Genomic DNA, 18,799 nt, shown 5'->3' with positions numbered 1-18,799 from the left:
GGAACGTTTCCTGAGAGTGACCTAAGTCGCTCCCTCACCAATCCGCCTCTTAGGAGTTGCGCCGTGAAGCAGGCTCTCTCGCGTGGTCGTTTCGTCGCCGGCTCGGCCGGCGCGGCCGCGCTCGCGTTCGGTGGAGGACCGTACGTCATCGCCGCGCCGACGAAAGAGATCGTCGTCGGGCTCAACGTTCCCCAATCGGGGCCCTACGCCGAACAAGGCACCGATCAGCTGCGCGCCTACCATCTCGCGATCGACGAGATCAACGCCAAGGGCGGCATCATGGGGATGAAGATCAAGCCGACCGAGGGCGACGATCAAACGAAGGCCGGCGTCGCGACCGAGAACGCCCAGCGCATGATCGAGCGTGACGGCGCCGTCATGATCACCGGCGGATCGTCGACCGGTACCGCGGTCGCGGTCTCGGGACTCTGCCAGCAGAAGGGCGTCATCTTCATGGCGACGCTCACACACGGCGACGAGACGACGAATCAGAACTGTCACCGCCACACCTTCCGCCGCTACAACGACGCGTACATGAGCGCGCAGTCGCTGGCGAAGACGCTCGTCACGAAGTACGGCACCGGCAAGTGGTTCCACATCACCGCCGACTACGCGTGGGGCCACTCGGTCTACGACAACATCACCGCGGTCGTCGAGCCGAAGGGGGCGAAGACGATCAAGAACGTCCTCACGCCGTTTCCCGGAACGAAGGACTTCTCGCCGATGCTCCAGCAGGCGCAGGCGGCGAAACCCGACGTCCTCGTGATCACCGAGTTCGGCGCGGACATGGTGCTGTGCATCAACCAGGCCGCGCAGTTCGGTCTCACCAAATCGACGAAGATCCTCGTCCCCCTCGTCGACGAATACATGGCGAAAGGCACGAAGGACAACTTCGACAACGTCGTCTCGACGGCGCCGTTCTATTGGAAGTACCACGCCGCCAAGTATCCGGGCGCGAAGAAATTCGTCGACGCGTTCCAGAAGCGGTACGGGTTTCCGCCGTCCAACGGCGCCGAGACCGCGTACGCCGACATGTACATCTACAAGATGGCGGTCGAAAAAGCGGGCTCGATCGACGCCGAGAAGGTGATCAACGCCCTCGAGGGCACGAAATTCCAGTTCACCAAAGAACAGGAATACTATCGCAAAGAGGATCACCAAGGCGTGAACTCGTGCCTCGTGCTCGAAGGGATCCCCGAGAAGGATCGCGGTCCCGGCGGCTTTGAATTCGCCCGCGTGCTCGAGGTCCACGACGGTCCGTCCGTCGTCGCACCGGTGTCGAGCCTCGTGTGCAAGATGGAAACCGCCTAGCCCCCGCGACGGTCGAATCCTGCGGGCCAGCGCTTCGGGCGCGCTGGCCCGTTTCCTTATCCGGCGTGCCCGCTCGAGGACCTACGTGGAAGCATTCTTTCAAGCACTGCTCGGTGGTCTCGTACTCGGCCTGATCTACGTCGCGATCGCGGTTGGGCTCACGATCATCTTCGGGACGCTGCGCCTGGTGAATTTCGCGCACGGCGCGTTCTATGCGATCGGCGCCTACGTGGGCTTGGTGGTCGCCCAGCACATCGGCGTCGGCTGGGCGTTCGTCGCCGCGCCGGTCAGCGTCGCGATCTTCGCGGTCCTGCTCGACCGGCTCGTGCTGCGCCTCTTCTACGAGAAAGAACCGACGGCGCAATTGCTCGTCACGTTCGGGATCGCGCTGGTCGTTGAAGAGACGCTGCGCCTCATCTTCGGCGCGACGACGCAGCAGTATGCGATGCCGGCGGCCCTGCAAGGGTCGATCTCCCTCGGGCCGATCACGTATCCGGCGTACCGGCTGCTCTTCGCCGCCGGCGTGATCGTGATGCTGGCGCTCGTGTGGCTGTTCATCGAACGGACCAACTACGGGCTGATCGTGCGCGCGGGAATCCGCGACCGGATCATGGTGCAGCTGCTGGGCGGCAACATCCAGCGCGCCTCGACGATCGTGTTTGCGCTGGGCGCCGCGATCGCCGGGCTCGTCGGCGCCGCGGCGACCCCGATCTACAGCATCGATCCGGCGACCGGGTTTGCGTTCCTCGTCCCCTCGTTCGTCGTCGTGGTCGTCGGCGGCCTCGGGAGCTTCTGGGGCGCCGTCTTGGGCGGTCTGCTGATCGGCGAACTGCAAAGCCTCACCAACCTCGCGTACGCTCCGGCGTCCAACGTCGTGATCTATCTGTGCATGGCGTTGGTGCTGCTGTTCCGTCCGCAAGGGCTGCTGGGCAAGAGCGAGGTCATCCGCCAGTGACCGCCTCGTCCGACGCCGAGGTCGCCCCCGCCGCGCGCGAGCGCACGAGCCTGTTCGCGCGCGACGTGCGCTTCGCGTTGCTCTGCGCGCTGGGGATCGCGCTCTTCCCGTTCGTCCTGCATCCGCTCGGCGGATACTCGACGCTCGCGACGCAGATCGCGATCGTCAGCATCGCGTCGATCGGCTTCAACCTCCTGCTCGGCTACGCCGGAAGCCTGTCGTACGGGCACGCGATGTTCTACGGCGGCGGCGGCTACATCGCGGCGATCCTGCTGCTGCGCACGATGCCGCAGCACCCGAACCTTTGGCTCGCGGCGCTGGGGGCGACGCTCGGAACGGCGATCCTGGCGGTCCTCGTCGGCGCGGTGACCGTGCGGCTCTACGGCATCTATTTCGCGCTGCTGACGCTCGCGTTCGCGCAGATGGTCTTCTTCATCATCGAACAGGCCAAGGATTGGACGAACGGCGACGACGGGCTGCAGTCGCTGCCGAACGCGCTGCTCCCGATCGGCCCTTGGAACATCGATCTCACCGCGCACCTGCCGACGTTCAATCTCGGCCCGTTCGGCGATCTCGGTGAACTGCGGGTGTGGTACCTCTTCGCGGGCTGCTCGCTGCTCGTCGTGCTCGTCTTCTTCCGCATGCTCGTGCGATCGCAGTTCGGCGAAGTGCTCGGCGCGATCCGCGAAAACGAGCAGCGCAGCTCGCTGGTCGGCTTCAACGCGCCGGCGTACCGCCTCGCGGCCTTCGCGATCTCCGGTGCGCTCACCGGGTTCGCCGGCGCGCTGCGCGGATTGTTCGACGGGAGCATCCCGGTCGACTCGGTCGGCATCGACCGCAGCGGCTCATTCGTGATCTACACGATCGTCGGCGGCGTGCAGACGATCTTCGGACCGGTCGCCGGGACGGCCGTCATCATGTTCCTCGAGAACGTCCTCTCGGCGAAGACTCCGGCCTGGCGGCTCATCGAAGGGCTGATCTTCGTCGGCGTCATCGTCTTCTTGCCGCGCGGGCTGGCGACCGTGCTGCGCCAGCGCGAGAAGGATCCGCGCGCCGTCTTCAAACGCTCGCTGCGCCTCTCGCTCGAAGAGCCCGATCCGATCCTCAAGCCGGGCATCGAAGGGAAGCGCGGCGGTCCGATGAGCATCATCGAGACGTTCAAGCTCGGCAAACTGTTCGGGCATTTCGCTGCCAACCGCGACATCGATTTTCGCGTCGATCCGGGTGAACTGCGCGCGGTGATCGGTCCGAACGGCGCCGGAAAGACGACGTTCTTCAATATGCTGGCGGGGACGATCGCGCCGACGACCGGGACGATCAACTACAAAGGGCGCGACGTCAGCCGGGTGAGCGGGACCGGGCGCGTGCACCTCGGGATCGCGAAGGCGTTCCAGACGGCGAGCATCTATCCGGATCAGACGGTGCGGCAGAATTGCCGGCTCGCCGCACTCGCTCGCGTGCAGGGTCCGTTCGCGCTGCAGCTCTTCCGCCGCTCGACGCGGCTCGACGACGTCGACGCGATCGCCGACCGCGCGCTGCTGCGGCTCGAGCTCGCCGGCGTCGCCGATCTGCGCGCCGGCGACCTCGCCCACGGCGACAAGAAACGCCTCGACATCGCGATCGCGCTTGCGACGCAGCCGCAGATCCTGCTCCTCGACGAGCCGGTGGCGGGGATGTCGAAGGACGAAGCCCGGAAGACCGAGGCGCTCATCCGCAAACTCTCGACCGAGATGACGGTGCTCGTCATCGAGCACGACATGGAGATGGTCATGGGGATCTCCGATTCGATCACCGTGCTGCACCAGGGAACGGTCCTCGCGACGGGGACGCCGGCCGAGATTCGCGACAACCCGCGCGTGCAGGAAGCGTACCTCGGCGGACACTCCGAAACGGAGCTCGCCCACTCATGAGCGCGCCCGCCGCGACGGCCGTCGCCGCTCCGACCCGTCTCAAGGTCGAGGCGATCAACACCTACTACGGCGACTCGCACGTGCTGCGCGACGTCTCGCTTCACGTCGGTGCCGGCGAAACCGTCGCGCTGCTGGGCCGCAACGGCGTCGGCAAGACCACGACGCTCAAGAGCATCGTCGGCTGGGTCAAACCGCGCACCGGCAGCGTCACCCTCGACTGCGACGAACTGGTCGGCCGCGACATGATGACGATCGCCCGTGCCGGGATCGCGCTGGTCCCCGAAGAGCGGCGCATCTTCACCAACCTCACCGTGGCGGAGAATCTCAAGATCGCGCAGGTGACGACGCGCAAGCCGGGCTGGACGCTCGACCACGTCTACGACAAGTTTCCGCGTCTGCGCGAACGGCTCACGCACAAAGGCGACGAGATCTCGGGCGGCGAGAAGCAGATGCTCGCGATCGCGCGCGCGCTGCTCCAAGACGTCAAGGTGCTGCTCCTCGACGAACCGACCGAAGGGCTCGCGCCGCTCATCGTGCGCGAAGTCGAGAACGTGATCCGCGAGATCAAAGCCTCCGGCATCACGACGCTTCTGGTCGAGCAGAACCTCTATTCCGCACTCTCCGTCGCCGACCGCTGCTACATCATCGACCAGGGCGAAGTGAAATTCGAAGGCACGCCCGATCAAATCCGCGGCGACGAAGACCTCCGCCGCCGCTACCTCCACGTCTAAAAACCGTTACGCTGACCTCGTCGCCCTGTCACGCTGAGCCTGTCGAAGCGTCGCTCTGATCGGGCATGAAAGCGGCTGCGCTTCGACAAGCTCAGCGTGACGCAGCCTTATTCTTCCAGGGTGGTGACGTCGCCGAGTTCTTGGCCGGTTTCCTGGGCTTTCAGCAGGCGGCGCATGATTTTTCCGCTGCGCGTCTTCGGGAGTTTGGCGGCGAAGCGGATTGATGACGGGGTGGCGATGGGGCCGAGTTCCGCGCGGACGTGCGCGATGAGTTCGTTCGCGAGCGCTTCGGAGTGTTCGCGGCCGGCGCGCAGGACGACGTAAGCCACGATCGCCTCGCCCTTGAGTTCGTCGGGGACGCCGCAGACGCCGGCTTCGCCGCATGCCGGATGCGAGACCAGCGCGCTCTCCACGTCAGCGGTCGCGATGCGGTGCCCCGCGACGTTGAGCACGTCGTCCGCGCGCCCGCGCACGGTGACGTACCCGTTCGCGTCGACCGTCGCGACGTCGCCCGCGACATAGACGCCCCAGCGGAAGTACTGCGCGTAGCGCTCCGGATCGTTCCATACGCTCGCGAACATATACGGCAGCGGCGTCTCGACGACGAGCAATCCGCCCTGATCCGCCGGCAGCGGCGCACCGTTCGCGTCGCGGATCGAGAACGCGATGGGCCCGAGCGCTTTGCCGCTGCGGTCGGGATGGATCGCGGCGGTCGGGAAAAACCCGATGGTCGGCGCCGCGAGTTCCGTCTGCCACCACTGATTGCAGACCGCGACGCGTCCGCGCCCGACCTTTTCGTGCAGGAACCGCCAGGCTTCGGGATTGAGCGGCTCGCCGGCGCAGTAGATTGCCTTCAGCGACAAAAGATCGTGCTTCTCGAGCATCGCGTCGCCGAGGCGCAGCAGCATCCGCGCGAGCGTCGGCGCGGTGTAGAACTGCGTCACCCGGTACGACGCCATCGCCGCGTACACCGCGTCGGCGGCCGGAAAATCGGGCGAGCCTTCTCGCAGGATGATACGGTAGCGGTTGGCGAGCGCACCGTAGACCATCATCGTGTGGCCGACGATCCAGCCGATGTCGCTCGTGCACCAGTAGGCGTCGTCGGGGGTGATGCCGGTCGTCTCGCGCAGCATCGCCGACGCGCCGACGAGATACCCGCCGTGCGCCATCACGACGCCCTTCGGCTTCCCCGTCGTCCCGCTCGTGTAGAGGATGAACAGCGGATGCTCCGCGTTGACGATCTCGGGCGCGCACTCCGCGCTCTGCCCGGCGGTGAAGGCCGCCCAATCGACCTCGCGCGCGTCGCGCAGCGGCGCGCCTTCCCGGCGGTGGACGACGACGCGCCGCACCTGCTCGAGACCGTCGATCGCCTTGTCGACGATCCCCTTGAGGTCGACGGGCTTGCCGCGGCGGTACGTCACGTCGCCGACGAAGACGACGCTCGCGCCGGCATCGACGATGCGGTCGCGCAGCGCGGTCGCGCCGAGGCCTGCGTAGACGACGGAGTGGATCGCGCCGATTCGCGCGCACGCGAGCATCGCCATGATCCCCTCGATCGTCAGCGGCATGTAGACGATCACGCGATCGCCCGCCGCGACGCGGTCGGCGCGCAGCGCGTTCGCGAGCCGGTTCACGCGGGCGTGCAGGTCGGCGTACGTGACCTGCTCGGTCGCGCCGTTCTCGCACAGATAGTCGTATGCGACGGCGCCCGGATGCGCGGCAGCGTGCCGGTCGAGGCACGAGACGGTCGCGTTGAGCCGGCCGTCGGCGAACCAGTGCGGGTCTTCGATCGAGCCGCGAAAGACCTCGGACGGCGGCGTCTCCCAGGCGATCCCGGCGGCGCGCTCGCGCCAGAACCCGTCGCGGTCGCGCAGCGCCTGCGCGATCCACGCATCTTGATCGGCGATCGGAAACCACGACTGCACGCCGGGCGGCGGGGCGACGACTTCGCCCGTCTGCAGCAGCGCTTCGATGTGCGATGCGGTGGTGCTCACGCGGACCTCCCTGATCGGTTCAGACTTTGATGTAGTCGTGCTGATCGATGACCGGTCCCCCGGGACCTTTGACGACGTGGTAGGTGCCGTAGTAGGCGCCGCGCGCGGAGTTCATCTCGACCTCGACGGTCGCGCCGCTCGCGTCGACGCGGGTCGTGCGGATCGACGTGATGTGCGTGCTGCGGTCGACGAACGCTTCTTCCGAAAGCTGCGCGCCGGCATCGCCGGGCGACGCGCCGAGCGCGGCGTACGCGCCGTTCTCGTTGCCGGCGATCAGCGCCCCGATGTAGCGCCGCACCGCACCCTGCGCGACGCCGCTGAAGCCGGTGACCGCCGGCGGCGTCGCCCGCGCGAGCGCGGTCGGCGCGACGGTCGGGCGCACGGCCGGCGCGGGCGTGACGACGGTCGCCGTCGGCGTCTCGCGGGGACGCGGCGTCGCGGGCCGCGGCGTCGGCGTTTCGCGCGGGGTCGCCGTCTCGCGCGGCGTGGCGGTTTCGCGCGGCGTCGGCGTCTCGTGCGGCGTCGCGGTTGCACGCGGCGTCGCCGTTTCGCGCGCGGTCGCGGCAGCGCGGGGCGTCGCGGTTTCACGCGGCGTCGGCGTTGCCGTCGGCGTCGGCGTCGCGTGCGCGACGATCGTCGCCACCGCGACGGGGCCGCGCGTCGCGCGGCCGACCGGCGTCACCACCGGGAGGCCCGCAGTCGTCGTGCTCGTCGACGTCTCGCTTTGACGGTGCTGAAGCGCGGAGAGGAACGCGCCGATCCCGAGTCCTGCGACCACGACGCCGACGCCCAGCGCAATCGTCGGCAGCAGACTCGAGCTTTGAGGAGGGCGTCGCGGTGCGGGATCGGGACGGCGGCGGCGAGGCGGCTCCGGCATTGCGTGCCGAGTTTCCGCGCGAAGACCGGGAGGCCCCCCGGTCTTGCGGGAATGAGCATCGCCGGTATGCTCCGGGTCGCCGTCCCGATCGATGTCTCTGCGGTCACCAGCACCGCGTCCGCCGCGTTCGCGCTGGCGACGCCGTTGCGCGTCGGCGATCTGCTGGCTGCCGCCGTGATCGAAGCGCTCGGTCCGCGTGCACCGCAGGACAAGCGCGAACGCGTGATCCGCTCGACGCTCGCCGGTCTCGCCGGGGGCGAGTACGTCGTCGAGATCGACGGCCGCATCTACACCGATCCGCACGACGTTGCCGTGTGTTCGGGAACGGTGACGCTGCGGTTCTTCCTCCGCCGCGCGCTGCGCGCGGCGTGAACGGAACCGACGAGCGCACCAAACTGCCGGTAACGGTCGGCGGCCTGGTCGACCTCGCCTTCATCGCGTACGTCGAGCGCTTCTGGCTTTACGCCCTGCTCGTGGTCGCTGCGTTTGCGATCGAGACGATCGTCGAGTTCGCGATCCCGTCGGCGAAGCTCGAGTCGCCGCAAGGTCAGATCAAGCTGCTGATCCTCGATTACCTCTCGACTGCGCTCGATGCGTACGTCATTGCGGCGGTGGCGCTGGGGATCGGCGCACGGCTCGCGGGCGAACGCCCCACCTGGCCGGTGCTGATGGCGGGCGCGCTCGAACGCTGGCTCCCGGTCTTCCTTGTCGGGTTGGTCGCCTACCTAATGCAGTGGCTCTTGAACGGATTCGACGGCTTTGGGACGCTGCCCGAACCGCCATGGATCGCGTTCTTCACCGCCCCCGTTGCGTGGTTGATCTTCGGCGTGCTCGCGATCGCCGCGCCGATGGCGGCGCTCAGCGGCGAGCCGCGCGGCGGCGCGATGTTCGCGGGGATCTCGCGCGCGTTCTCGTTCTCGTCGCGCCGGGCCAACCTCGGCCGGCTCGCGCTGGTCTCGTTCGCGACGATCGTCCCCGGCCTGCTGCAGCATCTGTGGCTGCAGTGGCTGCTCGCGCACCACGTCGCGCGCGCTCCGTTCCTCTCCGCGGCTCCGCTCGACGCGCTCTTCGTCGCGCCGCTCGCGGCGCTGCAGACGGTGTTCGCGCTCGACTTCGCGCGCCGTTCCGGCTCGCTCGGCACGCCGCGCCGCTAGGCGCGCCGGCGCTCAGCGTTCGGCGTAGAGTTCGCCGCGGCGCGTGAGCACGAGTTCGGCGTAGAGGGCGTTGGGCCACGCAAAGTCTTCGCGGGTGTACGTCTCCGGCCAATTCGCGTTGAACGACTCGTGCAGACGGTGGTCGCCGATGTCGGACACGGCGATCCAGCCGAAGACCCGGCTCACTTCACGTTCGTCGCTCGACGTGAGCGCCTGCACGCACAGCGCGAGCGGCCACACGTAGCCGTGCGGCGTGTGCGGGCTGCCCACGCCTTCCGCGTACTTCCCGCGAAAAAAATACGGATTGCGATCCGAGAGCACGAACCGGCGCGTGGCGAGATAGAGCGAGTTGTCTTTCGGCAGGTATCCGAAGTACGGGATCGAGAGCAGTGAGGGGATGTTGGCGTCGTCCATCACGTTAGCGTGACCGAGGCCATCGACTTCATAGGCGTAGATGCGTCCGAACGGCTTGAGCTGGAGCGTTCCGTACTGCTCGATCCCGCGCTGGATCTGCACCGAGAGGCCCCAGGCGTTCGAGGCCATCCGCCCGTCGTGCCAGACGTCGCGAGCGATCGTGGTGAGGTCTTTCATCACGACCGCTGCGAACATGTTGACCGGGATGTTGTAGTGATAGCGCACGGGATCGTCGGAGGGACGGAAGCCGGTCCACACCATCCCGGTGTAGCGGACGCTGCTCCCGCGGCCGCCGTTGGCGAGCTGCGGATGGACGTAGCGCGAGCGCTGCTGATGGTGCTGCTCGCTGCGCATCGTCGAAAGCACGCGGTTGAACGCCTTGCGCACCTCGGGGGTGAAGATGCGCCGGTCGCCGGTTTGCCGGTAGTAGTCGTACGCGAACCAGATCGGATAGAGCAGCGAATCGACTTCGAACTTGCGCTCCACCACGCGGTAGCTGCGCGAGAACGCGTTGGCGTAGGGATCCTTGAGGATGTACTTAGCCTGGCGCGCGACGACACCGCGCAGCTTCGACTGGACGTCGCCGTCATGCTGCGAGAGGCCGATGTACGGCCGCACCGTCGCGCTCGCGTCGCGCAGCCATTCGGCCTCGATATCGCCGGTCGACACGTAGGTCGTTCCGTCGCGCTGGGCCAGGGCGTGCCGCTGAATCGTCTCGTCGTAGGCGGTCAGATATAGCCGGTCGAGCTTCGCGTTGAGGGCCGGGCTCATCGTGAGCCCCTCGGCGGCGCGCACCGGGACCGCCGCGGCGGCGATGCCGAACGCGATGACGAGTGCGAGGAAACGGCCCAGGTTTCGAATCAGCAACCCATCATCCGTATCGGCACGTTTCCGTAGTACCATAAGACGGGAACGTATAACGCACGCCACTTCTCCGAGGACCCCGATGACCATCCGCCGCGCTCTGATCGCCGGCTCGTTCGCATTCTTCGCAGTCGCCGCTGCAACCGGCGCAATCGCGATGGCGGACGAGCCGTATACGGTCAGCGGCAGCGACACGTTCCGCGTCGGCAACGGAGACGTGCACAGCCGGACGGTCTACCAAGGGACCGAGACGCTCTCGATCGTGCGCACGTCGGCCGGAACGACGTACGTCGCGCGCGTGGAATACGATCGCGATGGTGACGGCGCAAAGCTGCACCAGACCGCGACGTTCACATCCACGCTGCTCCCTTCGGGCGAGATGCGCGACGGCTCCTCGCACGATCCGGATTATTTAACCGTCCTCAACCAGCCGTTCGCGGTCCAGCTCGACCGCCCGACGATGCGCGATCTGCATAAAATCAAGCGCGCCGTCCCGTTCGATTTCCCGTCGCCGATGACCGGCGCGCCGCTGCGCGGGACGCTGCGCCGGCTCGCTGACGCCACGGTTTCCGGCGTGAAATCGATGGGAATCGCGTTTGAAGCAAGGGGGCCGTTGCATGGCGCTCTCCCGGATCGCCCCGCGATGGCGCTGGCCGGCACGATCACGATGACCGGGACGGCGTACTATTCGTACGACACCGCCCTGCTGGTCGCGCTCGACGCAAAACTCGGGATCGACGGCAATATCGACGACGTCTCCCGGCGCGCGCCGGTCGCGATCACGTACGTGCGGTCGATCCGCGCGATCCCCTCCCAGCAGGCGCGCACGCCGCAGCCGCGGCGAACGTGACGCACGCCGCCCCCGAGGGGCGCTGTGTATGGGTACGGAAAGGGCGCAACCGGCACTCCCGCGGCTCCGGTCTAGGACCCTGATGAGTGCGCTCGCACCGATCATCGGAGACCATTACCGCTTGACCGCACCGGCGACGGCGGCCCCGTCCGTTCCGGGACCCGAAACATTCGAGTCGATCGTCGACGACTACCAGCGTCGGCTCTACGGCTTCGCGCTCCGCATGACCGGGAATCGCGAGGACGCCGAGGAGATCGTTCAGGACGCTTTCGTGCGCGCCTACCGGGCGCTCGCAAAGATGGATCCCCAGCAACGGGCCGAGCTGCGCCTGCAGCCCTGGCTCTATACGATCACGCTCAACGTCACGCGCAACCGGCTCCGTTCGAAACGCCCGACCAACGTGGCGCTCGACGCGCTGGCCGACCCGGACGCACTCCTCAACGAAACCCAAGAAGGCCCCGACCAGCCCGAACAGATCGTCGACCGCGCCGCCGACATGGTGTTGGTGGAGCAGGCGCTGCTGCAGCTGCCCATGCATCTGCGCGCCGCCGCAACGCTCCGTTTCATCGAGGGCCGGAGCCACCCCGAGATCGCCGAGATTCTGAATCAGCCGATCGGCACGGTGAAATCGCACGTCCATCGCGCCGTGCGCATCCTTCGCCGGATCCTGGGGCCCCAAGTCGGACGGATCGTTCCGAGCGACCATCCCGCCACCGAGGAAGAGGAGTGACCCCTATGCGCTGCTGCGACGTCGAACGTCTGTGGGACGAGATGCGCGATGGCGTGGAGCCGCGCCGCGAGCACGTGCTGGCGCATCTGCGCGCGTGCCCGGAATGCCAGGAGATCTACCGTGAGAACGAAGGGATCGCGTACTGCCTGACGTGTCTCCCGCCGGTCGAACCGCCGCAGAGCCTCTTTCCGAAGATCCTCGAGCACATCCAGACGACGGTGAAGATCACCGTCCCCGACTCGGTCGCGACGATCGATTCCCCGGTCGGCAAACTTTGGGTCGCGTTCCGTCACAGCGGGATCACCGCCGTCGCGCTCGATCGCGGTGAAGGCGATGAAGCGGTGCTCACCAAGCTCCAGCGCCGGCTCGGCCGAGGACTGATCCCCTCGCAGGCGCCGCAGTGGGTCACCGACACGGTGAACGCGTTCTTCCGCACGCACAAGCCAGATCTGGCGCGGGTCGACATCAGCGATCTCACGCCGTTCGAACAGTCCGCGCTGCGCGCCGCCGCGACGATCCCGCCCGGCGAAGTGCGTTCCTACGGCTGGATCGCCGAGACGATCGGCCAGCCCAACGCCGCGCGTGCCGTCGGCCGCGCGATGGCGCGCAATCCGGTTGCGCTGCTCTATCCGTGCCACCGGGTCGTCGACTCGAACGGCGCGCTGCATCAGTACGCGTACGGCGTCGACGTGAAGGCGCGCATCCTCGAACTCGAAGGCTACCGCACGGCCCGCCGCTGAACGCCGCGACCCGGCAGGATTGTCTCGCCCAAGCGCGGGAACACGGTCCCCACGATACGTCCGCGGCCCCTTCAGACTACAGATCAACGAAGGATAACAGGCGGACAAGAGGAGGTGGTCATCGTTACTAGCGACAGTTCCAATCAATGTCTCACGATGATCGGAGGTTTCCGGGCCTAGCCCGGTCTCCGCGAACCAAGAACCTTGTCCGCCGCCCCCGCGAGGGCGGCTTTTTTTCCCGATCGTGCAGACCAGCCGGCCGCGCGCAGGTTCCGCAGGCGACTCGCCGAAAATCGGCGGTTCGTGTCGCGGCACGTTCTGCTGACCGGTTTTGCGCCGTTCGGTCCTCATCCCATGAATCCGAGCGAGCTCCTCGTGCGCAGCCTGGAAGGCCGCGTCATCGCCGGTCGAGTCGTCGACGTCCGCGTACTTCCCGTCGAGACCCGCACGCTTCGGAATCATCTCGAGGCGGCATTGCGCCAGCAGCCGTACGAGTTCGCGATCGGGACGGGCTTCGCACCCGGGCGCATCTCGCTCGCGCTCGAGCGCGCCGCGCTCAACGTCCTCGATTTCGAGCTCCCGGACGCCGTCGGGACGATGCGCAAGAACGATCCGGTGCAGCGCGGCGGACCCGACGCGCGGCTCGCGACGCTCCCGCTCGGCGAGATCGTCGACGCGTGGCGCGCCCTCGGCATCCCCGGCTACGTCTCCAACACCGCCGGGACGTACCTGTGCAACCAATGGCTCTACGAAGCGCTCGCGATCACCGCGAACGCGTCACCCCCGATCCCGGCCGGGTTTCTTCACCTCCCCGCCCTCCCCGCGCAGGCGGCCGAACTCGGTGCCGAACGCACCCCCTCGATGGCGCTCGATCTAATGCGCAGAGGTGTCGAAACCTTGATCGAGACGGTCGCCGGGTGGCTCGAGAGCCTGCCGGCGACGGTGCAGCAGCGCGCAGCCGGTCAGATGTGGATCCCCCGCGGACTACGAGAAGTTGAACGATAACACCGAGCGCGATCCGCGCCTCTTCGCCATCCCCGATGTCCACGGCCACGCCAAGGGCGAGCACAAGCCGTACCTCGACGAGCGTCCCCTCCCGCTGACGGCACGGATGCTGTTCCTGTGGTTCTACCATGCGTGCCGGCGCGGGCATCCGCGCTTCCTCATGGTCGCCGATCACATGAACTATCTGACGTTCGAGGATCCGGCGGCGGTGAATCTGGTGCGGCGCGCGCTGAAGCTGGCACAGGCGGGCGATCTCTACGGCGCCGCTGAGACGGCGAACGTCGACGTCGCTCACGCGGCCGTCGTGAGCGAGGGCCTGCGGCGCGGGATGCGCTACTCGATCGGCGCGGAGGTCGACAACGACCCGCGCTCGCGTCCCGACGCGCAGAACATCGTCGACGCGATGCGGCCGGACGGGATCATCCGCTCCGTGCACTTCATCCCGGTCACCCATCCGGTGCACGGCGAGAACTGGCTATGGCCGTTCGACAACCCGGAGTTCGCCGAGATCGGCGAGACGGTCGGGACCGAGACGCTCTGGGAGACGTATATCAACCTCCTGGTCGACGCGATCGAACGGCTCCCGGGACAGATCGTGGGGCACTTCTTCGTCCCCGCGGTCTTCGGCCGCTGGCCCAGCGACGAAAAGCTCTCCGAGTACGAGGACCGCGTCCTCGCGGCGGCCGGCGAGCGCGGCATGGCCGTCGAGTTCAACACCCGCTTTCTCTATCGCGACCACTCCGACGAGGAGAAGCGCCGCTACCTCGAGGCCAACAAGCGCTTCCTGCGCAAGGCGAAGGAACGCGGCGTGGGAATCGCCGTCGGCGCCGACGCGCACTCGCCGCGCGATCAAGGCAACGCATTCGACATCGTCCTGGCCGTCCTCGACGAGCTGGAGATCAACGAGCTGGTGTTCCCGCTCGGCGGTCAGTTGCGCCGCGTCGCGCTGCGCGTCGTCCGCGAGCCCGAACCGGAACCCGCCGCCCCCGCGAAGGCGCCGGAGCGCCCGCGCGTCCCCACCGTGCGCTCCGACGACGCGGACGGCGGCGTTGCGGAGCCGGCGCCGAAGCCGGTCCGGAAGCCCCGCCCGGCGATGAAGCCCGCAGAGCCGCACACGATCGCGGCCGTCGACGAGCCCGCTGCTCCCCCCGTTCCGGCCGCCCCCGCGGCACCGGCCGCCGAGCCGCCGGCGCCGGCTCCGCCCGCCGCCCGCAAGCCGCGGCAGGCGCCGGCGAAGACCGAGGCCCCAGGGCCCGGCGCGGCCACCCCGGCGAAGGCGGCTGCGCCCCCCAAAGCACCTGCCGTGAAGGTCCCCGCCGCAGCGGCGAAAGCGCCGGCTGCACAGGCGGCTCCGGCGAAAAAGGCGGCCGCGAAGCCTGCCGCCGCGACGCCTGCCGCCGCGAAAGCGCCGCCGGCGAAGGCCGCAGCGCACAAACCGGCCCCCGCCAAGGCGGCCGCGAAGAAGGCCGCACCCGCGAAAAAAGCTGCGCCCGCGAAAGCCGCCGCCAAGGCGAAGCCGGTGAAGCTGAGCCCGAAGAAAGCCGTCGCGACGAAAGCGGCCGCCAAGAAGAAGCCCGTTCGCGCCGCGGCCAAGAAGGCGGTGCCCGCGAAGAAAGTGGCGCCCAAGAAAGCCGCCCCGCACAAGAAAGCGGCGTCGGCGCGGCCTGCGGCCAAGGAAACGAGCACCGCGAAGAAGGCGGCTGCGAAAAAGTCGGCGCCGGCGCGCAGCGCGCCGGCCCGCAAGCCTGCGGCGGCCAAGAAGCCCACGAAGAAGACGGCGACCAGGCGTCGCTAGGAGGAACCCGTTTGCGTCACATCGTGATCAGCGCGCTCGCCTGCGCGCTGTCCCTCAGCGCGTGCGCCAAAGTCGGCGATCAGTCCGGCACCTCGGCGACCACCGGCGCAAGCGGGACGGTACCCGGCGAGCTGCGCGTCGCGATCCAGCGAGCACCGAACACGCTCAACCCGATCCTCTCCGCGAACACGACCGAAGGGTTTCTCAACCGGCTCTCGTTCGACACGCTGGTCAGCGTCGATGCGGCCGGCAAGAACACGGTCCCGATCCTCGCGACCGCGGTGCCGACGACGGCGAACGGCGGCATCAGCAAAGATGGCCTCACGATCACGTACCATCTGCACTCGGGGGTCAAGTGGCATGACGGCGCGCCGTTCACGAGCAAGGACGTCAAGTTCACGTGGCAAGCGATGATGAACAACGCGAACAACGTGAACGAGCGCGTCGGGTACGAGGACGTGAAGTCGGTCGACACGCCCAACGACACGACGGTCGTGTTCCACCTCAAGCACAAGTTCGCACCGTTCGTCGACACCGTGTTCGGCGAGAGCGACAGCCCGGTCGCGATCATCCCGCAGCACCTGCTCGCGAAGTATCCCGATCTGAACCGCGTCCCGTTCAACAGCGAGCCGATCGGCACCGGACCGTTCAAGGTCGCGCGCTGGGTGCGCGGCGATCACATCGAGCTCGTCGCCAACGACGCTTATTTCCGCGGCAAACCGAAGCTCCGCAGCATCATCGTACGCGAAATCCCCGACGAGAACACGTCGATCAACGCGCTTCGTTCGCACGACGTCGACTACATGTTCGAAGCGTCGCCGCAAGCGTACACGCAATTGAAGACGATCCCCGAGGTCAAGGTCGTGCTGAACGATCAGCCGCAGACGCTGCAATTGCTGATCAACACCCTGCGGCCGGGGCTCAACGACGTGCGCGTGCGCCGCGCGATCGCGTATGCGATCGACAAGCAGTCGCTGGTCGATAAGAACACGGGCGGATCGGCGCGCGTCGCGTGGGCCGATCAGCCGCCATTCCAGTGGTCGTACACCGACGACGTGATGAAGTATCCGTACAACGTCGCAACGGCGCGCAAGCTGCTTGCGGAAGCAGGCTACGCCCCGGGTTCCGACGGGATCATGCGCAAGAACGGACAGCCGCTCTCCTTCGTGCTCAGCCACAACGTCGAGAACGTGACGCGGCGCTTGGCGGCGGTGCAGATCCAGTCGATGCTCAAGGCGGTCGGGATCGACGCGCAGATCAAGACCTATCCCGCCAACCTGCTCTTCGCGACCTACGGGCAAGGCGGCGTCCTCACCACCGGCAAGTACGACCTCAACGTCTCGGGCTGGATCGCCGGGCAGGACCCCGACGACCACTCCGAGTTCACGTGCGACCAGATTCCGCGCCCCTCGCACCCCGACGGGGTCAACTACACGCGCTACTGCAATCCGGAGATGGACGCCGCCCAGCAGCGCGCGCTGAGCAGCTACGACCGCGCGGTCCGCAAGCCGGCCTACGCCCGGATCCAGAAGCTGCTCGCGCGCGACCTCCCGATCGTTTTCCTGTGGTATCCGCGCCAGGCCCACGGGATCAACCCCGATTTCAAGGGCTTCGCGCCGAATCCGGTCAACGAGTCCTGGAACGCCTATGAGTGGGAGATCTAGTCGTTGTTCGACGAGCCGCTGAGCCCGATCGCCCGCATCCCGGAGCTGCGTTGGCTCAAGAACATCATCGTCGAGAAGGCGCTGACGCGCGGGGAGTATCTCCTGGCGGGCGGTGCCCGCTCCGACTATTACATCGACAAGTTCCGGCTCTTCAGCGATCCGCACATCCTGCGTCGGATCGCGCGTCTGTTCTCGCCGGTCATCAGTGAGACCGCGCCGGACGTCATCGGAGGGACGGAGCTCGGCGGCGTGATCATCGCGACAGCGGTCTCGCAGATGTCGGGCTTGCCGATGATTGTCGTGCGTAAGCAGCCCAAACAGTACGGCGCCTTCGCGGAAGAGTACGTCGAAGGTCCGTTCACGCCCGGCCAGCACGTCCTGCTGCTCGAAGACGTCGTGACGAGCGGCCGCGAACTGCTGGCGGCGCGCGCGCGTCTCGAAGAGCTGAACTTGAAGGTCACGACGTACGCGGTGATCGCGCGCGGGCTCGCTCCGGTCAGTTCGCTGATTCAGTTTTCGCTGCCGCGTTCCGGGCCGAAGACCGAGAACTGACCCGCTACGAGCCCAGCTCGAACGCGCGGTGGTCGTCGGCGACGACGACGTCGCCGCGGAAGTGCTCGCGCGCAGCGTCGTCGAGATCGCGCGCCGTCGATTCCTCGCCGTAATGCGTGAGGACGAGCCTGCGCACGCCGCCGTCGCGCGCCATCCGGGCGGCGTCGGCTGCCGAACAGTGACCGCGCATCCCCGGCTCCGTCTCACCGTGGCGCAAGGTCGCTTCGCACACGAACACGTCGCTGCCGCGCGCGAGCGCGACGACCCGCGGGTCGGGTGCGGTGTCGGCCGAGTACGTCACGCTGACGTCGCCGCGCTGCCAGCGCACCGCGAAGGCGGGGATGTAGTGCTCGGTGTGCGCGAAGCGCAGCGTCGCACCGTCGATCGCAAGCGGCACCGACGGATCGTACTCGTGCAAGTCGTAGACGTCGCTCAGGAACTCGCCGCCTTCGTCCGCGAAGGCCGACACCAGACGGCGCAGCATCGCGAGGCCGCCGGGCGGCAAATGGAGCGGCAGCTTTCCGCGGCGCCGGCGCGGGCCGTAGCGCAGGGCGTACCGCAGCGGGATCAGATCGATGAAGTGATCCGCGTGCATGTGACTGATGACGATCGCCGCCAGCCGGTCGTAGTCGGCGTGGCGGCGCAGGTTCGCGAGCGCCCCGGTCCCAAGGTCGAAGACGACCGGCGTCTCGCCGTCGTCGACCAAATACGAACTGCACGCCCGATCGGGGCGCGGGATCGACGAGCTCGAGCCGGCGACGACGAGCCGCGCGGTAGCGATTAGAGCGATCGGACGGCCTCGAGCACCGCGGCGGCATGGCCTTCCACCGAAACGCGCGGCCACACCTTGACGATCGTTCCGTCCGGACCCGCTAAAAACGTCGACCGCTGAATGCCCATACTCTTCTTGCCGTACATATTTTTCTCGACGATCACGCCGAACGCGTCGCAGATTGCCGACGAAGTGTCGGCGAGAAGCGGGAAGTTCACGTTGAACTTGTCGGCAAACTTCTTTTGCGACTCGACCGTGTCACGGCTCACGCCAACGACCGCGGCGCCGGCGGCGGCAAGCGCGTCCTTCTCGTCCCGGAACGCCTGCGTCTCGACCGTGCAGCCCGGCGTGTCGGCCTTCGGGTAAAAGTACACGACCAGAGAACGACCCGCGAAATCGCGGAGGTTCACCGCGTTTCCGTTGTGATCCGTCGCACCAACGTCGGGGAGTTTCGCGCCCGCAGCGAGCAAAGGAGGCCTCC

At 67.6% G+C, this 18,799-nt stretch carries 18 protein-coding genes; 13 read left to right on the top strand and 5 right to left on the bottom strand.

What is annotated here, in order from left to right; genetic code table 11:
• The first annotated feature begins 63 nt into the window (after positions 1 to 63).
• The 4 genes from WPS_RS04965 (at position 64) to WPS_RS04950 (ending at position 4,907) form a co-directional block, all read left to right on the top strand.
• Positions 64 to 1,311, top strand: coding sequence for an ABC transporter substrate-binding protein (locus WPS_RS04965; RefSeq protein WP_317996748.1), 1,248 nt, complete (start codon positions 64 to 66; stop codon positions 1,309 to 1,311).
• An 85-nt stretch (positions 1,312 to 1,396) separates the two neighbouring features.
• Complete coding sequence (locus tag WPS_RS04960) at positions 1,397 to 2,266, top strand: branched-chain amino acid ABC transporter permease (protein ID WP_317996747.1); 870 nt, start codon at positions 1,397 to 1,399, stop codon at positions 2,264 to 2,266.
• On the top strand, positions 2,263 to 4,176 hold the full coding sequence (locus WPS_RS04955; protein ID WP_317996746.1) for a branched-chain amino acid ABC transporter ATP-binding protein/permease: 1,914 nt from the start codon (positions 2,263 to 2,265) through the stop codon (positions 4,174 to 4,176). The genes WPS_RS04960 and WPS_RS04955 overlap by 4 nt, the downstream gene beginning before the upstream one ends.
• Entirely contained in the window at positions 4,173 to 4,907 is a 735-nt protein-coding gene (locus tag WPS_RS04950) for an ABC transporter ATP-binding protein (RefSeq protein WP_317996745.1), read from the top strand. The genes WPS_RS04955 and WPS_RS04950 overlap by 4 nt, the downstream gene beginning before the upstream one ends.
• 107 nt (positions 4,908 to 5,014) lie before the next feature.
• Here WPS_RS04950 and WPS_RS04945 read toward each other — a convergent pair whose 3' ends face one another.
• Together WPS_RS04945 and WPS_RS04940 are read right to left on the bottom strand one after the other, a co-directional pair.
• Positions 5,015 to 6,901, bottom strand: a complete 1,887-nt coding sequence (locus WPS_RS04945) for an acetate--CoA ligase (protein WP_317996744.1) — start codon at positions 6,899 to 6,901, stop codon at positions 5,015 to 5,017.
• A 19-nt stretch (positions 6,902 to 6,920) separates the two neighbouring features.
• Entirely contained in the window at positions 6,921 to 7,679 is a 759-nt protein-coding gene (locus WPS_RS04940) for a hypothetical protein (protein ID WP_317996743.1), read from the bottom strand.
• 150 nt (positions 7,680 to 7,829) lie between these two features.
• Between WPS_RS04940 and WPS_RS04935 the strand changes: the two genes are divergently transcribed.
• Positions 7,830 to 8,150: a hypothetical protein gene (locus tag WPS_RS04935; protein ID WP_317996742.1), complete on the top strand. Its 321-nt coding sequence runs from the start codon at positions 7,830 to 7,832 to the stop codon at positions 8,148 to 8,150.
• Positions 8,147 to 8,932 carry a hypothetical protein gene (locus tag WPS_RS04930; protein WP_317996741.1) on the top strand — a complete coding sequence of 262 codons (786 nt, stop codon included), beginning with the start codon at positions 8,147 to 8,149 and terminating at the stop codon, positions 8,930 to 8,932. The genes WPS_RS04935 and WPS_RS04930 overlap by 4 nt, the downstream gene beginning before the upstream one ends.
• Positions 8,933 to 8,944: 12 nt before the next feature.
• On the opposite strand, the gene WPS_RS04925 is transcribed toward WPS_RS04930, so the two are convergent.
• A complete protein-coding gene (locus WPS_RS04925; RefSeq protein WP_317996740.1) occupies positions 8,945 to 10,213 on the bottom strand; it encodes a glycoside hydrolase family 125 protein in 1,269 nt (422 codons plus the stop codon).
• Between the two features lie 79 nt (positions 10,214 to 10,292).
• On the opposite strand from WPS_RS04925, the gene WPS_RS04920 reads away from it, so the two are divergent.
• The 7 genes from WPS_RS04920 (at position 10,293) to WPS_RS04890 (ending at position 17,546) form a co-directional block, all read left to right on the top strand.
• Entirely contained in the window at positions 10,293 to 11,060 is a 768-nt protein-coding gene (locus WPS_RS04920; protein WP_317996739.1) for a hypothetical protein, read from the top strand.
• 28 nt (positions 11,061 to 11,088) lie between these two features.
• Complete coding sequence (locus tag WPS_RS04915) at positions 11,089 to 11,790, top strand: RNA polymerase sigma factor (protein ID WP_317996738.1); 702 nt, start codon at positions 11,089 to 11,091, stop codon at positions 11,788 to 11,790.
• Positions 11,791 to 11,795: 5 nt separating this feature from the next.
• Positions 11,796 to 12,530 (top strand): methylated-DNA--[protein]-cysteine S-methyltransferase, encoded by a 735-nt coding sequence (locus WPS_RS04910; RefSeq protein WP_317997493.1) that lies wholly within the window; start codon positions 11,796 to 11,798, stop codon positions 12,528 to 12,530.
• 303 nt (positions 12,531 to 12,833) lie between these two features.
• Positions 12,834 to 13,535, top strand: a complete 702-nt coding sequence (locus WPS_RS04905; RefSeq protein WP_317996737.1) for a pyroglutamyl-peptidase I — start codon at positions 12,834 to 12,836, stop codon at positions 13,533 to 13,535.
• Positions 13,525 to 15,330: a PHP domain-containing protein gene (locus WPS_RS04900; RefSeq protein WP_317996736.1), complete on the top strand. Its 1,806-nt coding sequence runs from the start codon at positions 13,525 to 13,527 to the stop codon at positions 15,328 to 15,330. Before WPS_RS04905 ends, WPS_RS04900 begins: the two co-directional genes overlap by 11 nt.
• An 11-nt stretch (positions 15,331 to 15,341) precedes the next feature.
• Positions 15,342 to 16,994, top strand: a complete 1,653-nt coding sequence (locus WPS_RS04895; RefSeq protein WP_317996735.1) for an ABC transporter substrate-binding protein — start codon at positions 15,342 to 15,344, stop codon at positions 16,992 to 16,994.
• A 3-nt stretch (positions 16,995 to 16,997) separates the two neighbouring features.
• Positions 16,998 to 17,546 (top strand): orotate phosphoribosyltransferase, encoded by a 549-nt coding sequence (locus tag WPS_RS04890; protein ID WP_317996734.1) that lies wholly within the window; start codon positions 16,998 to 17,000, stop codon positions 17,544 to 17,546.
• A 4-nt stretch (positions 17,547 to 17,550) separates the two neighbouring features.
• On the opposite strand, the gene WPS_RS04885 is transcribed toward WPS_RS04890, so the two are convergent.
• On the bottom strand, positions 17,551 to 18,390 hold the full coding sequence (locus tag WPS_RS04885) for an MBL fold metallo-hydrolase (RefSeq protein ID WP_317996733.1): 840 nt from the start codon (positions 18,388 to 18,390) through the stop codon (positions 17,551 to 17,553).
• Entirely contained in the window at positions 18,327 to 18,788 is a 462-nt protein-coding gene (gene bcp / locus WPS_RS04880; protein ID WP_317996732.1) for a thioredoxin-dependent thiol peroxidase, read from the bottom strand. Before bcp ends, WPS_RS04885 begins: the two co-directional genes overlap by 64 nt.
• Positions 18,789 to 18,799: the final 11 nt, after the last annotated feature.

Source organism: Vulcanimicrobium alpinum, from assembly GCF_027923555.1.
GTDB classification, from domain to species: Bacteria; Vulcanimicrobiota; Vulcanimicrobiia; order Vulcanimicrobiales; family Vulcanimicrobiaceae; genus Vulcanimicrobium; species Vulcanimicrobium alpinum.
Note: the sequence above shows the minus strand (reverse complement) of the source record. Positions and strands in the feature narration are given on the sequence as shown.

Coding starts and splice junctions, on each gene's coding strand:
- WPS_RS04950 (WP_317996745.1), top strand. CDS start 4,173: ATGAGCGCGCCCGCCGCGACGGCCGTCGCCGCTCCGACCCGTCTCAAG.
- WPS_RS04935 (WP_317996742.1), top strand. CDS start 7,830: ATGAGCATCGCCGGTATGCTCCGGGTCGCCGTCCCGATCGATGTCTCT.
- WPS_RS04920 (WP_317996739.1), top strand. CDS start 10,293: ATGACCATCCGCCGCGCTCTGATCGCCGGCTCGTTCGCATTCTTCGCA.
- WPS_RS04915 (WP_317996738.1), top strand. CDS start 11,089: ATGGGTACGGAAAGGGCGCAACCGGCACTCCCGCGGCTCCGGTCTAGG.
- WPS_RS04910 (WP_317997493.1), top strand. CDS start 11,796: ATGCGCTGCTGCGACGTCGAACGTCTGTGGGACGAGATGCGCGATGGC.